The sequence below is a fragment of the Dactylosporangium vinaceum genome (genome assembly GCF_019904175.1).
GTDB lineage: Bacteria > Actinomycetota > Actinomycetes > Mycobacteriales > Micromonosporaceae > Dactylosporangium > Dactylosporangium vinaceum.
Genome location: NZ_CP061913.1, coordinates 7,632,582 through 7,647,214, shown reverse-complemented (window position 1 = coordinate 7,647,214; position 14,633 = coordinate 7,632,582). Strand labels below are relative to the sequence as shown.

Genomic DNA, 14,633 nt, shown 5'->3' with positions numbered 1-14,633 from the left:
CTCGTGTGACGATGGGCCCATGCGCCTGCTCAATGGTCTGCACGCCTACGGTACCGGCCATCGACCCGCCGTCAGTGTGAACGGTCGCGGTCTGTCCGCGCAACGGTTACGCAACGCCGCCAACGCGGTAGCCGCCGACGTCCACGGCGCGGCCACCGTCGCCGTCGACGCCACCCCGTCGCTGGAGACCGTGGTCGCCGTGACCGGGGCGCTGCTGGCCGGGTCCGCCGTCGTGCCGGTGCCGGCCGACGCCGGCCCGGCCGAGCGCGAGCACATCCTGCGCGACTCCGGGGCCGCCGTCACGTTGAGCAACCGGTTGCCCGGTGCCACGCCCGTCGACCCGGACCGCACGGCGCAGTTCGCGGGCCCGGCCCCCGCCCCCGACGACGTGGCGCTGGTGATGTACACGAGCGGTACCACCGGATCGCCCAAGGGCGTCGAGCTCACCCACGGCGCCGTCGAGGCCGGCCTGGACGCGCTCGCCGACGCCTGGGCCTGGACGCCCGAGGACCGCCTCGTGCACGGCCTGCCGCTGTTCCACGTCCACGGCCTCATTCTCGGCGTCCTGGGTGCCCTGCGGGTCGGCTCGCCGCTCGTCCACACCGGCCGCCCGACGCCGGCCGCGTACGCCGCCGCCCGCGGCACCCTCTACTTCGGCGTTCCCACCGTCTGGTCGCGCGTCTGCGCCGAGCCCGCCGCCGCCCGCGCCCTGCGCCCGGCCCGGCTGCTGGTCTCCGGCAGCGCCCCGCTGCCCGCACCCGTCTTCGAGCGCCTGTACGCCCTCACCGGCCACCGCCCGGTCGAGCGATACGGCATGACCGAAACCCTCATCACGATCTCCAGCCGCTTCGACGGTGAGCGCCGCCCGGGTCAGGTCGGCACCCCCGTCGCGGGCGTCGCGACGCGCCTGCTGGCCGAGGACGGCACCGAGGCCCCGCGCGACGGCGAGACGATCGGGGAGCTGCTCGTCAAAGGCCCGATGCTGCTTCGGCGGTACCGCGGGCAGCCCGCCGGCTCCGCCCGCACCCCGGACGGCTGGTTCCGCACCGGCGACCTCGCGCGCATCGCGCCCGACGGCTGGCACCGCATCGTCGGGCGCGCCTCCACCGACCTCATCAAGAGCGGCGGCTACCGCATCGGCGCCGGCGAGGTCGAGGACGCGCTGCTGGCCCACCCCGCGGTCCGCGAGGCCGCGGTCGTCGGCGTGCCCCACGAGGACCTCGGCGAGGTCGTCACCGCCTACGTCGTCGCGGCCCCCGGCGTGGGGGAGCGCGAGCTGATCGACTTCGTCGCCGCCCACCTCAACGTCCACAAGCGCCCCCGCGCCGTGCACTTCCTCGACGCCCTGCCGCGCAACGCCATGGGCAAGGTGCAGAAGAAACGGCTGGGTGGCCCTATGCTGTAGTCCTGACGTTTCTTGTGTGGGTGGGTGGTCTGTGGTGGAGACCGGCAGAATTCTGCGGTTCGACGAGGTGCGGGGATACGGGTTCATCGCGCCGAACGCCGGCGGTGAGGACGTGTTCGTCCACGCCAACGACTTCGGCGACCAGCGTCACCTGGTCCATCCCGGGATGCGCGTCGAATACGAGGTCGAGGAGGGCGAGCGCGGCCTCAAGGTCTCGACGGTGCGCATCCTCGACACCCCGCCCCCGCCGCGGCGCGAGCACACCCGCACCGTGGCCTCGGCGTCGGCCCCGTTCACGCCGGTGACCACCGACCACGCCCCGACCGGCGACGACGACGGCCTGTGCGACGTGCTCTCCAGCCGCGAGTTCACGGCCGAGGTGACCGAGCTGCTCATCCAGCACGTCCCGTCGCTGACCGGTGCCCAGATCGCCCAGGCCCGCCAGCACCTCGTGGCGTTCGCCCGCAGCCACGGCTGGGTGGAAAGCTGAGCCGACCGGCTTGAGTGCCCGCCGGTGGGCATGGGGGTGCAGGGTGGGAACCCCCTGCCGCGCCGCAGCGCGGCTGGACGAAAGCGGTTAGGGTCGGTGCCGTGAAGGTCTTGTTCATCGGCGGCAGCGGCATCATCAGCTCGGCGTGCTCGCAGCAGGCCGTCGACGACGGCTTGGAGCTGTACGTCCTCAACCGCGGCGAGTCCAGGCAGCGCCCCCTGCCCGAGGGCGTCTCGCTGCTGCGCGCGGACATCCACGACCCGGCGTCCGTGCGCGCGGCGATCAGCGGGCTGACGTTCGACGCCGTCGTCGACTGGGTCGCCTTCACCCCCGACGACGTGCGCGCCGACATCGAGCTGTTCCGCGGCCGCACCGGGCAGTACGTGTTCATCAGCTCCGCCTCCGCGTATCAGACCCCACCGGCCCGCCTGCCGATCCTCGAGTCCTCACCGCTGCGCAACCCGTTCTGGCAGTACAGCCGCAACAAGATCGCCTGCGAGGACCTGCTGGTCCAGGTGTACCGCGACAAGGGCTTCCCGGCGACGATCGTGCGCCCCTCGCACACCTACGACCGCACCCTGGTCCCCTTCGACGGCGGCTGGACCGTCCCCGCCCGCCTCCGCGCCGGCAAGGAGATCGTCGTGCACGGCGACGGGACAAGCCTGTGGACCCTGACCCACCACGAGGACTTCGCCCGCGCCTTCGTCCCGCTCCTGGGCCACCCGCGCGCCGTCGGCGACACCTTCCACATCACCGGTGACGACGTGCTGACCTGGAACCAGATCGCGGAGCAGTTGGCGTCCGCCCTGGGCGCCCCGCCGCCGAAGATCGTCCACGTCCCGTCGGACGCCATCGCCGCTGCCGACCCCGACTGGGGCGCCGGCCTCCTGGGCGACAAGGCCCACTCGATGGTCTTCGACAACACGAAGATCCGCTCCATCGCCCCCGGCTGGACCGCGACGATCCCCTTCCACCAGGGCGCCACCGAGATCGCCGCCTGGCACGACGCCGACCCGGCCCGCCAGGTCGTCGACGAACGGATGGACAAGCTGATGGACGACCTGGTCGCGCGGTGGCGGGCATGAGCGGCAGCGCCAAGTCCCACCTGCGCCGCTACCTGCAGGTCGCCCGCGAGAACCTGATCTGGAAACTGGACGGCCTGGGCGAGTACGACATCCGCCGCCCTCTGGTCCCCACCGGCACCAACCTGCTCGGCCTGGTGAAGCACTGCGCCTCGATCGAGGCCGGCTACTTCGGCGAGACCTTCGGCCGCCGATTCCCCGAGCCCCTCCCGTGGTTCGACGACCCCGACGCCGAGGTCAACCTGGACATGTACACCACTCCCGACGAGTCCCGCGAGGACATCGTGGGCCTGTACAAGCGCGTCTGGGCCCACGCCGACCTCACGTTCGACGCCCTGGACCTGGACGCACCCGGCCGAGTCCCGTGGTGGAGCCCCGACGACCCGGGCGTGACCCTGGCCCAAATCATGATCCACGTCATCGCCGACGTGGAACGCCACTGCGGCCAGGCCGACATCATCCGCGAAACCATCGACGGCGCGGTCGGCTGGCGCCCCGGCAAGGACAACATGGCCTTCGACACCCAGGACGAGCTGAAGGCCTTCCACGCCAAAATCGAGCACGCCGCCCGCGTCGCCGCCGACGCGGGCTGACTACGAACTGCGCTCGCGCTCGGCATACTCCCGCAGCGCCGCAATCTCCCCGCCGTCCTCGAAGTCCACGCCACGGCTGCGCAGATAGTTGCCGGCGAAAATCGCGCCGTCATCCCCGGCCAGGAACGCCCCATCCTCTGGCGCAATACGCCGGAGGTGTGAGGTTCTGAAGGTGTTGATGCGCTCGCGAAGGCGGACATACTCGGTCCAGTGGCTGGGCCGCGCACAGCGCAAATAGGTGAGGTAAGCCGGCGAAAACCATACAGAATCCACTTGTAAATCGAGTGTCCTGCGAACGGTGCGATCAATGTCGCACCGCAGATCGTGCAGCAGGCCCGCATCCGCTGGAGCGGCTCGGCTTTCGGCCGCCCAGAGGGCAGCTACGACATCGGTGAACTCTGCGGGATCAGCGGACACCGCCTCACGGAGGCCAGGCACCGTATTGAGCAGCTTCGGGTGCGCGGCGACGGCCGCTGCCAGTTCCGCCGAGGAGCTGCCGGGTATCGCGTGAGCCGCGAGCTGTTCCACGAGCCGGGACGGGAGGTTTCGAGCGTCGCGAGCAAGAATTCTACCGATTTGTCGGCGGCTGGATGTATTGAGGCTTGACGCAGCATTGCAAAAGGCGACAAACTCGTCCAAAAAATCGAGGTCGTAGGGTAGAAGCTGCCCGGTTGCCTGGGCGGCTGTTGGAAACGCCAGCAACTTTCCTGTCTGCTCGTGCGCATCGAGATCGTCACCAGTCCAGGTTTCGCTCGGCCGGGCAAACCGGTCTCCAATGGCACGGGCGGCGGCTGTATAGCGGTTGCCGGCCAGGTCGGCTTCGCGTGAATCCGCCGACCATGAGGGATTGTCGGTGAATTTGGTTGCCTCGATGGCGTCGATATTGTTCATGCGTCTCAAGGCGCCCATGACGTTCACCCACGATGCGTCCGGAAGGCCGGCCCGCCACAGCCCGACCGTTGCCGCCCACGACTCAGCCGAGTCGGCCAAACAGCTTGTCGGCACCGGTTGATCGTCCAGATGCACGCGCAGCAGGACCAGGTTGGCCAGGTACGCGGCCCGACGGCGGACCGGATCGTACGAGACCGGCAGATAGCGGCCTTCTGCGCTGTCCGGGCGGTAGCGGGCGTCCCGGATGAGCTTTTCCAGCACCTTGACCGGGGATTCGGTGAGCTGCTCTCGGGCGAACCGCAGAATCGGAGCGCGCTGTGTGATCGGCTCGTGGGACAGCAGAGCGCAGAGCCGGGCGTCATCCAGCCGGGCGTCCTCGTCCACGTCACACAACCGGGTCAGCCGGGCCAGCTCGGTGGTGATGAGTTCGGCGACCAGGTACTCGCCGAACGTGGCGTGGAGAAATTCGTACACGCCGCGCTGATCGCGGATCGTGGCGTTGTGCAGGAACAGGAACTCACTGAGGACCCGCTGCGCTTCCGTCAGCTGCTCGGCCAGCGTCGCCCCGCGTTTGGGTGCTTTGATGAGGGCGGCGAGATCGCTGTCGAGCTCATCGTGCGTGATGTGCTGGCGGCCGCGGTTGAACATGCCGAACGCGGTTAGCTGCAACTCGCGGCGCTGGGTCCGCTGCCGCCGCGCCCGCTCGTCCGCGGACAGGTCGGTTTCGTCCTTGTCGACCTGGCGCTCGATGAATGTGTCGAGCAGCCGCCGGTACAGCTGTGCGGGCGTCAGCGCTTCGGTACCGAAGCCAGGCTGTCCCAGCTCGGCCAGGTATATCGCCAGCACCAGCAGGAGCAGCGGATCGCGGACGAGCTCGGCCACGCTGCTGTTCGTCAGCAACGCCTGCGATGACAGCGGAACGAAACCGTCGGCGCCTGCCCGGGCCGTGTTCCAGGCCGTCGTCCAACGTTTGATCCGCGGCTTGTCGAATCGCTCGAGGCGGACGATCGGCGCGCCGTTGGGAATCTCGGCGCGTTCGGCGACGAGCGTGCGGCTCGTGACGATCACCGCCACGGGGACGCCGAGTACGCGGGAATCCTTCTGGAATGTCTTGACGTCTTCGAGATAGCCGGACTGCGTGATGCCGGTCGCCTGCACCAGTTCATCGAAGCCGTCCAGGAGCACGACCATCCGGGCCTGATGCCAGCAGATCCGGTCGGCGGCCCTGCACTGAATGCAGGGGCCGCATTCGGTGCGCACATCCTGCAGCTCGATCCGCTCCGTCTGCAGCGTCCGGCGTAGATGTTTGGTGATCTGCTCATGGAGGCGGTCACCCGGATTGACCTCGCGCAGCGGCACGCGCAGGACCGCGAACGACTCGGCCGGAAGGCGGGCCGCGAGGACCTCGGTCAGCAGCGACTTGCCGGCACCGGGGTCGCCGAGCACCAGCAGCGGCAGTTCTGCACTGACCGCACTGGCCAGGTGGGCAGCCAAGAAATCCACCAGACCCTCGCGGACCGGCCGCCGGCCCCACCACGAGGAGGCAGATACCAGGCTGTCGGCGTCATAGCGGACATGGCGGAATGCCGGTTCGACGAAGCCGTCGCGGATGGTGGGTGTCAGCACGGCATCGCCGCCGGTGCGCAGCAGTCGCTCATCCAGCACCGCGCGGGCATGCGTCGCCAGGCTCGCGCGGACGGCGGTCGGGGCGGTGCCCGCCGCGACCTGGCGCAGCAGTTGCTCCAGGGCGCCGAGTGCGTGGTGGGTGGCGCCGTGTTCGGTCAGTGTCAGCCACAGGGCGAACGGTGGTTCCGGGCCCAGCTGGAGCATGCGGTCGAGGTAGAGCGCCGCCGCTCGTTCGACCACTGGAGCAGGGCCGGCCGGGCCGTGGAAGCCTTCGAGGCCCGACAGGAACTCCAATGACTGTTGCGCGAGATCGGTGTACAGCGGGCGGATCTGGGTGTGGAGGTTGTCGAGCAGTGGGTGTTCGGCTGACGGGAACGGGACGTCGGCGTTGAGGGCCTGGTCCACGAAGCCCAGCTGTGGGTGCAGCTCGGCGAGGCGGCGCTTGTCGTCGTCGGGCAGGTCGGTGCCGGTGTGCTCGACCAGGGCGTCGAAGAAGGCGGACAGGACCGTGATGGTGTGGGCGGCCATGAGGAGGTCCTGTCTCGTCCGACCGGACGTGCCACGGGCCTTGGCGGCCAGTGTGTCGACCGTGCCGGACAGGAGTTTGGTGGCCTCGTTCTTCGGGTCCACCAGGCTGAGGACGACAAGCGCGGCCGGGCCGGACACCGCGGCGCCGGCGAAGAGGGCGGTGCCCAGCAGGCGGTCCAGTGCGGTCGAGGCTCCGTGCTCGCCGATGAGCTTGAGGGCCTGCGCGAACGAGAAATGAGACCGCGACATCCGATCACACTAGGGGGCCCGTCGCCGCAGCAGTGCCGGACTGATTCGGTCGTTCGGCTAGACATCCTCCGCGCCGTGGGCCGAGACGTCGGCCAGCACCGCATGCATGAACGCGGCGGCGGCTGCGCGGCGGGTCCGGCGGGAGTGGAAGAGGCGCTGCGATTCGCCGCGGCGCAGGCGGAGGGCCTCGCGCAGGATCGGTGCGTGGTGGTCGTAGACGGACAGGGCCCACTCGCCCGCTGTGGCCTTCGCGGTGATGTCCGCGGTCCGGATGGTGCAGGCGATCCGGCTCAGGCCCAGGACGCCCCAGGCCACGCCCCAGTCCCGCAGGAGGGTGAAGCGGCTGTGGTGGAGCCAGGGGCGCCAGTAGAAGTCGGCGTTCGCGCGGGTCCAGGAGACGAGGGCGGCGTCGTGCGTGTGGATGTCCAGGGTGGACGGCTCGGGGCCGCGGACCGTGACGCCGTGGTGGGCCAGGGTGTGCCAGGTGATCGGGGCGGACGAGCCGACCAGATAGACGCCCTCCACGAACGGGGGGAGCTCGATCATCTGACGATTTTACGGGCCGACCGTGGGGTGGGGGTCTCCGCGGCGAACGGGTCCAGTTCGATGGCGATGCGGGCGCCGCGCAGGGGGCTGCGTTCGATGATCAGGCGGCCGCCGGCGGACTCGGCCACGCGGCGGACGATGTCCAGGCCCAGGCCGGTGGAGCCGGCGCCGCTCGCGCCGCGGCGCAGGGCTCCGGCCGGGTCGGCTATGCCGGGGCCGGCGTCGTCGACGAAGAGGCCGCGGGCGGAGACGTGGACCTCGAAGCCGGTGCCCTCGCCGGTGTGCTGGAAGACGTTGCCCAGCAGGCAGTCGACGGCGGAGATGAGGTCGGACTCGGAGACGGGGACGTAGACGGGCTCGCGGCCGCCCGTGACGCGCCACGGGCGGTTCTGGTCCTCCGCCAGGACCGACCAGAAGGCCAGGCGGTCGGCGACGACCTCGACCAGGTCGGTGGTCTCGGGGCCGCGGTCGACGACGGAGCGGCGGGCCTGGGTGATGATCTGCTCGATCTCGTCGTCGAGCGCGTCGAACGCCTGGCGCATCCGCTCGCCGATCGGGCCCGGCGGCATGGCGTCGGCGTCGAGGCGCAGGGCGGTCAGCGGGGTGCGGAGGCGGTGGGAGAGGTCCGCGGCCAGTTCGCGTTCGGCGTCGGCGAACGCGACCATCTGCTCGGCCATCCGGTTGAAGCTGCGGGCCGCGTCACGCAGCTCCGGCGGGCCGTCCGGCTCGACGCGGGCCTGCAGGTCGCCGTCGCCGAACGCGCGGGCGCCCTCGGCGAGCCGGCGGGTGGAGGCGACGATCCGCGCGCCGAGGCGGTCGGCGACGAGGGTCGAGCCGGCGACGAGGACGACGGCCAGGCCGGCCAGGGCGAGCCAGGCGGCGCTGACGCCCCGGGACAGCTCGTCGTCGGAGACGTACACCTCCACGACGGCCGTCCGGTCGCCGTCGAGCACGACTGTCTGCAGGTAGGCCAGGCCGCCCGGGGCGTCGACGGTCTGCGAGCGGCGCTGGCGGGCGGTGCGCTCGACGTCGGCCGCCAGCGCGTGGCTGGTGCCGACGGTCGGCTGGCCCGTCAGGTGTACCGCCAGCCGCCCCGACTGCCCCGCCGGCAGCGTGACCACGGCGCGGACCAGCGACGCCGACGTGTCGCCGGGAGCGGAGGCGAGCGCGGCGACCATCGCGTCGGCCTGGGACCGGGCCTCGACCAGGGCGCGGTCGTGGGCGATCTGCTTGGTGACGTACGCGAGGGGGACGAGGAACGCCAGCGCGATCATCGAGGTGATCGCGAACGACAGGCGCCAGAGGGCCGATCTCATGCCGGTGGCTGCGCCGGGTCGACGAGCATCACGCCGACGCCGCGGAAGGTGCGCAGGTATCGCGGCTGCGTCGCACTCTCGCCGAGCTTGCGCCGCAGCCAGGACACGTGCACGTCGATTGTCTGGTCCTCGCCGGAGCTGTCGGGGCGCTGCCACACCTCGGTCAGCAGCTCGCGCCGGCTGACGACGCGCCCGGCCCGCTGCGCGAGGTACGCCAGGAGGTCGAACTCCTTCTTCGTCAGCTGCAGCGGCCGCCCGTCCAGCGCCGCCGAGCGCTGCTGCGGGTTCACGTGCAGGCCGCCGACGGTGACGCCGGCCGGCGGCTGGGCCGGGCCCGGGGTGCCCTGGCCGCGGCGGAGCACCGCGTTGATCCGGGCCGACATCTGGGCGCTGGAGAACGGCTTCGTCACGTAGTCGTCGGCGCCGGCGTCGAGCAGGCGGATGATGTCGCGCTCGGAGCGGCGGGCGGTGGCCACGATGACCGGCGCGTTGGAGATCCCGCGGAGCATGCGCAGCACGTCGAGGCCGTCCATGTCCGGCAGGCCCAGGTCGAGGATGACCAGGTCCGGCGGGTCGGTGGCGATGACGCGCAGCGCCGAGCCGGCGTTGCCGACGGGGCGAACGACGTGGCCGGCGTCGGTGAGCGCCCGCGACAGGGCGCCGGAGACGGCGACATCGTCCTCGACCAGCAGGATCAGCGGCATGCGGGCACACTACTGCACGTCAAATGCTTGCCCAATGCGCGTTAAGGCGCTGCTAACCGCCGATCTTCGTGACCTCACCGTGCGGGGCGCCCTGCCACCACATGCAGTCGACCAGATACGCGGCGCCACCGTTGCCGTTGACGAACTGCACGACCATCCGGCTCGGCTCGGTCTGTGCCTGCGACACCGAATAACCCTGCCGGGGCGTCGCCGTGACGACCGAGACGACCTCGGCCCGGATGCGCATCACGGCGTCGCCGCCGTCGGAGCGGAACGACCGCAGGTACACGTCCACGCCGTCGTCGCCCGGGGCCACCGTCCAGCCGTCGACGACCCGGGGCGGGGTGGTGGTCTTCTGGGTCGGCGGGGCGGCGCCGGTGGTCTTCGCGCCCGGGGTGGTCGCCGGGATCGACGTCGCCGACTTCGTGTCCCCGGCGCTCGGCGTGGGCGGCTTCGACGCGGCGGCCGACGGCGGCGGGAGGGTCTGGGTCGTCACCGGCCGGTCGTTGCGGCTGTCGTCGGCCGCGACCGGGATCGAGTCCTGGGGCACGGCGGTGCGCAGGACCGGGCGCAGGGCGAGGGTGGCCACGCCGATACTCGCCGTGGTGGCCAGGCACCACAGCAGGACCGGCACCGCGCCCTTCTCAACCCGCACCGCGGCATTCTTGCACTGTCCGGTCTCAGCCCGCCATGTGCCGCCGGAAGCGGCGGACGGTCGCGGCGTCGGCCATGGTCCCGGCGATGCCGAGCAGGAGCGTGTAGGCGGCCAGGAGTGGGACCAGGACCCGGCCCGCGGCGAGCGCGGCGTGCGCCTGGAGGCCGAGGTGGTGCTGGCCGGCCGCGTACACCGAGGTGGTGAGCGCGCCGACGGCCAGCGGCAGGGCGAGCACGACCGGCCAGGGGCGGCTGATCAGGCTGCCCAGGGCGGCGGTGACCGCGAGGCCGCCGATGCACGCGGCGGCCAGGGCGGCGGTACGGTCGTCGGGGAGCCACAGGAAGCCCAGCGCGTACGATCCCAGCGCCCACATCGCGGCGAACACGAGCACGACGGGGACACGCAGAAGACGCAGCACGAGATCATTTTCAGGTATTTGCGGAGACGGCCGTGTCGGGCGATCGGACGGTTCCCTGAAATCCGCTTTAAAAGCGTTATTCGTCGTCGCCGGAAATCATCGGCACAACTTAATACAGATCTAATAGAGTAGGTCCCGGCCTGGGCTTTACCGTCGAGCGGTGACCCAGGATGGCGACGCACCCATCAACGGAGCCAGCGTGGCGCTGTCGGCCGAGCCGGAGCCGGAAGAAGCTGTCACCGCGCCGTCACCGGCCGCGGCCGCGCCGGGCGGAGAACTCCCCGAAAAGCGCGATATATGGCGCCGGATTCTGGCCGTCGTCGTGGTGGTCGTCGCCGCGCTCGCCGTCGTCGTGCTCTGGGCCCGGCCCGCGCACGAACCGGTCGCGCCGAAGGCGGAGCCGCCGTCGCTCACCGCGTCGCTCAGCCCGACCGACCTCGCGTTCCTCAACCTCATGATCTCGCTCGACACCAGCGCGTTGCCGCTGTTCGAGCTGCTGAAGGACGACCCGGCGCTCGCCGCGCTGATGGGCACCGCCATGGCCGGGCACCGCGACGAGCTGGCCGACCTGCGCAAGGCCATGGCCGCCGGCGGCGGCCAGGAGAACCCGGCCGAGCACGCCGGGCACGACCTGCCCGGGATGGTCCTCGAGGACGACCTCGCCGCGGTTCGCAACGCGCCCGCCGACCAGCGGCTCGCCCGGGCCGTCGCGGCGCTGCGCGAGCATCTCACCGGCACCACGCACCTGGCGACGTCGGAGGGCACCGCCGGCGCCGACCCGGCCGCGAAGGCCGCCGCCGCGAAGATCCTCGAGGCCCACGGCAAGCTCCTGGCCGCGCTGCCAACAGTGTAAGTTTCTGCGGCTGTACCGCTCTGAGCTGCAGAAACGTGCGATCCACGCGTGCGGGAGTGCGCGGTGTGACGCATCTGCCCTGAACTTCCCGGCATGAGGAGACTCTGGGCCGCCGTCGCGGCCAGCAGCATGGCACTCGTCGGCGCCGTCGCCGTGATCGGCCTCAACAGCACGGCGTCCGCGGCCACCGGCGGCACCGGCACCGGCTACCTGAGCACCCAGGGGGCGCAGCTCATCGACGCCACCGGGACCAAGGTGCGGCTCACGGGCCTCAACTGGTTCGGCATGGAGACCGACAACAAGACCTTCCACGGGCTGTGGGCCCGGCCCTGGAAGGACACCCTCGACCAGATGGCGAGCCTCGGGTACAACACCATCCGGGTGCCGTTCTCCGAGGACGCCCTCAAGCCCGGCGCCCAGGCCAACAGCGTCGACGGCTACAGCAACGCCGACCTCGTCGGCCTGACCCCGCTGCAGATCCTGGACAAGGTCATCGACTACGCCGGCAGCAAGGGCATGCGCATCCTGCTCGACCGGCACCGCCCGACGTCGGCGGGGCAGAGCGCCCTGTGGTACGTCCCGGCGACCCCGGAGGCGACCTGGATCAGCAACTGGCAGATGCTCGCCCGGCACTACGCGAACAACCCGACGGTCATCGGCGCCGACCTGCACAACGAGCCGCACGCCGACGGCACCGACCCGAACGGCACCGGCGCCTGCTGGGGCTGCGGCGACGTGAACCGCGACTGGCGCCTGGCGGCCGAGCGGGCCGGCAACGCCATCCTCGACGCCAACCCCAACTGGCTCATCGTCGTCGAGGGCGTCAGCTGCACCAGCGGCGGCAACGCCAACGCGTGGGACAACATCCCCGACGAGCCGTGCGGCTGGTGGGGCGGCAACCTGTCGAAGGCCGGCGAGTTCCCGGTGCGCCTCAGCAAGCCGAACAAGCTCGTGTACTCCGCGCACGAGTACGCCAACTCCGTGTTCCACCAGAGCTGGTTCGACGACCCGAACTTCCCGAACAACCTCCCCGGCATCTGGGACAAGTTCTGGGGCTACCTGCAGAAGCAGAACGTCGCACCGGTGCTGCTCGGCGAGTTCGGCAGCACCCTGCAGAACCCGCAGGACGCCGTGTGGCTGCAGAAGCTGATGGAGTACATGGGCACCGGGGTCACGGGCATGAACTTCACGTACTGGTCGTGGAACCCGAACTCCGGCGACACCGGCGGCATCGTCGGCGACGACTGGAAGACGGTGAACCAGCAGAAGCAGTCGATCCTGCAGCCGTACCTGATCCCGCCCGTCGGCGGCGGCACGAACACGGGCTCGCCGAGCGTCTCGGTGAGCGTCAGCCGCTCGGCGTCGCAGCCGCCGAACCCCACCGGCGGCTGCGCGGCCACGGTCAAGATTGACAACGCGTGGCAGGGCGGCTTCCAGGCCAGCGTCACCGTGAAGAACACCGGCACGGCGGCCGTCAACCCGTGGGCCGCCACCCTCACCGTCCCGTCCGGCGTCACGCTGCAGAGCGGCTGGAACGCCACCGTCACCCAGTCCGGCACCACGTTCACCGCGGCCGCGCCGACCTGGGCGCCGTCGCTGGCCGCGGGCGCCTCGGTGACGATCGGCTTCACCGCCAACGGCCCGTCGAGCCCGGCCCCGTCCGGGGTGAAGCTCAACGGCGCCGCCTGCGCATAACAGGGGGGATTCCCGGCCGGTCGGGCGACGCGCCCGACCGGCCGGACCGCGCCGGTGTCCGGTGCGCCCGCTGCCGCCCCGCCGCCGTCCGGCGTCTGCACCGGGTCCCGGCGCTCAGGCCAGGTAGAGCTCCAGGCTCGAGAGCTGCCCGGCGGCCTGCAGCGAGTTGGCGGTGAAGACGACGCGGATGTAGCGCCACGGCGTCCCCGGCAGCGTGACGCTCGCCCGCTGCCCGGAGGCGGCGTCGAAGCTGTACGTCGCCGCGCCCACGACCGTCGTGAAAGTCTTGTCGTCGTTGCTGCCCTGCAGCTCGATGCGCTGGGTGCGGGCCGGCCACGAGTCCGACGGGGGCAGCCGCAGCACCGCCCGCCGGGCCGTGGCCGGGTTGCCCAGGTCGACCTGCACCCACGCCGGGAACGCGTTGCTGCGGCTCTCCCAGTAGGTGCCGGGGTCGGCGTCGGCGACGTTGCCCGAGCCGTAGACGTCGGCGTGCCCGCTGTCGCGGGTGACGCGCCCGGCGGCCAGGTTGAACACGTTGAGGTTGAGCGGCGGCTGGCTGGGGCCGGCGGAGCCCTCGGGGCCGGGCGACGGCGGTCCGGAGGCGGTGGCCGACGCCGAGCCGCTCGGGCGGGCCGACGACCGGCTGGCCCGCACCGACGCCTGGCCCCGGGCGCCCGCGGCCGAGCCGGAGGCGTCGGGGGCGACGCCGGGCCCGGTGTACCCGTTCGCGGGCGAGCCGGCCGCGCCGTCGCCGTCACCGCCGTGCGGCCAGACGAGCGCCACCGTCCCGGCTCCGAGCGCGACGACGACCGCCGCCGCAGCGATCAGGAGCCGGCCCGGGCGCCGCCGGCGCACGGGCTCCTCGGCCGGCACGACCGGCAGTACGACGGTGGCCGTGTGGCTGCCCCCGTAGCGCTCGGCAAGCTCGGCCGCGGCGGTGCGCCCCCAGGCCGTCGGCTCCCCGGCCACCTCGATGAGGACCTCGCCGGGGATGCCGTTCAGCGCGGCGATGAGCAGTGCCGACAGCACCGGCCACACGGGGTCGGCGATGGGCGCCCCCGGGGTGCCCACGACGATCCGGTACGGTGCGCCCGGTCGCGGCTCGTACGGTGCGGGCGCCGGGACCGCGGGGCCGGCCGGCATCGCGTGCAGGCCGTTGCCGGAGACGCGGACCAGCCAGTCCTCGTCGAGGGTGTACGTGGCCGCGTCGATCGCGACGAGGCCGGGCTGCGGCGGCGTGGACGCCACCACCTTCTCCCGCCCGTCGGGCAGGCAGCGCAGCACCGCCGCCGGGTCGGTCCAGCCGTCCGTCGCCGTGGTCCGCAGCGTCACCGATTCGCCGAGGTCGGCCGCGGCCTGCGCCGCCACGACCCGTCCGCCGTCGCGGCCGCGGCCGAGCGCGACCACCTCGACGACGGCCGACACCTCCGGCGGGAGGCTGCGCAGGGCGGCGGCGAGTTCGGGTCCGGTGACGGAGGGTTCAAACGTCAGTCGCGGATGCGCGGAGTCGGCCGCGTCGGTTATCAGCTCCCAGCCGTTCGTCACCGGGGCACCCTACCTCGTGGGACAGGTGCCCCGGAAT

General features: G+C 71.7%; 13 protein-coding genes. 6 read left to right on the top strand and 7 right to left on the bottom strand.

The window, feature by feature from the left end:
• Positions 1-19: 19 nt before the first annotated feature.
• The 4 genes from Dvina_RS34285 (at position 20) to Dvina_RS34270 (ending at position 3,570) form a co-directional block, all read left to right on the top strand.
• Positions 20-1,405, top strand: coding sequence for an acyl-CoA synthetase (locus Dvina_RS34285; protein WP_223093423.1), 1,386 nt, complete (start codon positions 20-22; stop codon positions 1,403-1,405).
• Between the two features lie 31 nt (positions 1,406-1,436).
• Positions 1,437-1,895, top strand: a complete 459-nt coding sequence (locus Dvina_RS34280) for a cold shock domain-containing protein (protein ID WP_246656620.1) — start codon at positions 1,437-1,439, stop codon at positions 1,893-1,895.
• Between the two features lie 101 nt (positions 1,896-1,996).
• Entirely contained in the window at positions 1,997-2,980 is a 984-nt protein-coding gene (locus Dvina_RS34275; RefSeq protein WP_223093421.1) for an SDR family oxidoreductase, read from the top strand.
• A complete protein-coding gene (locus Dvina_RS34270) occupies positions 2,977-3,570 on the top strand; it encodes a DinB family protein (protein WP_223093420.1) in 594 nt (197 codons plus the stop codon). Before Dvina_RS34275 ends, Dvina_RS34270 begins: the two co-directional genes overlap by 4 nt.
• On the opposite strand, the gene Dvina_RS34265 is transcribed toward Dvina_RS34270, so the two are convergent.
• From Dvina_RS34265 to Dvina_RS34240, 6 genes are read right to left on the bottom strand one after another with little or no spacing between them, the layout of a single operon-like run.
• Positions 3,571-6,864: an NACHT domain-containing protein gene (locus tag Dvina_RS34265; RefSeq protein WP_223093419.1), complete on the bottom strand. Its 3,294-nt coding sequence runs from the start codon at positions 6,862-6,864 to the stop codon at positions 3,571-3,573.
• A 57-nt stretch (positions 6,865-6,921) separates the two neighbouring features.
• Positions 6,922-7,410 (bottom strand): aminoglycoside adenylyltransferase domain-containing protein, encoded by a 489-nt coding sequence (locus Dvina_RS34260; protein ID WP_223093418.1) that lies wholly within the window; start codon positions 7,408-7,410, stop codon positions 6,922-6,924.
• Positions 7,407-8,726: a sensor histidine kinase gene (locus tag Dvina_RS34255; protein WP_223093417.1), complete on the bottom strand. Its 1,320-nt coding sequence runs from the start codon at positions 8,724-8,726 to the stop codon at positions 7,407-7,409. The genes Dvina_RS34260 and Dvina_RS34255 overlap by 4 nt, the downstream gene beginning before the upstream one ends.
• Positions 8,723-9,430 carry a response regulator transcription factor gene (locus Dvina_RS34250; protein WP_223093416.1) on the bottom strand — a complete coding sequence of 236 codons (708 nt, stop codon included), beginning with the start codon at positions 9,428-9,430 and terminating at the stop codon, positions 8,723-8,725. The genes Dvina_RS34255 and Dvina_RS34250 overlap by 4 nt, the downstream gene beginning before the upstream one ends.
• Positions 9,431-9,482: 52 nt before the next feature.
• The gene (locus tag Dvina_RS34245) at positions 9,483-10,085 is read right to left on the bottom strand and encodes a hypothetical protein (RefSeq protein WP_223093415.1); all 603 of its coding nucleotides are present in this window, start codon (positions 10,083-10,085) and stop codon (positions 9,483-9,485) included.
• 25 nt (positions 10,086-10,110) lie between these two features.
• Positions 10,111-10,503, bottom strand: a complete 393-nt coding sequence (locus Dvina_RS34240; protein ID WP_223093414.1) for a hypothetical protein — start codon at positions 10,501-10,503, stop codon at positions 10,111-10,113.
• 160 nt (positions 10,504-10,663) lie between these two features.
• Between Dvina_RS34240 and Dvina_RS34235 the strand changes: the two genes are divergently transcribed.
• Positions 10,664-11,356, top strand: coding sequence for a DUF305 domain-containing protein (locus tag Dvina_RS34235; protein WP_223093413.1), 693 nt, complete (start codon positions 10,664-10,666; stop codon positions 11,354-11,356).
• A gap of 93 nt (positions 11,357-11,449) precedes the next feature.
• Positions 11,450-13,051, top strand: a complete 1,602-nt coding sequence (locus Dvina_RS34230; RefSeq protein ID WP_223093412.1) for a cellulase family glycosylhydrolase — start codon at positions 11,450-11,452, stop codon at positions 13,049-13,051.
• A gap of 114 nt (positions 13,052-13,165) precedes the next feature.
• Here the strand turns inward: Dvina_RS34230 and Dvina_RS34225 are convergent, their stop codons facing one another.
• Positions 13,166-14,596 carry a discoidin domain-containing protein gene (locus Dvina_RS34225; protein ID WP_223093411.1) on the bottom strand — a complete coding sequence of 477 codons (1,431 nt, stop codon included), beginning with the start codon at positions 14,594-14,596 and terminating at the stop codon, positions 13,166-13,168.
• Positions 14,597-14,633: the final 37 nt, after the last annotated feature.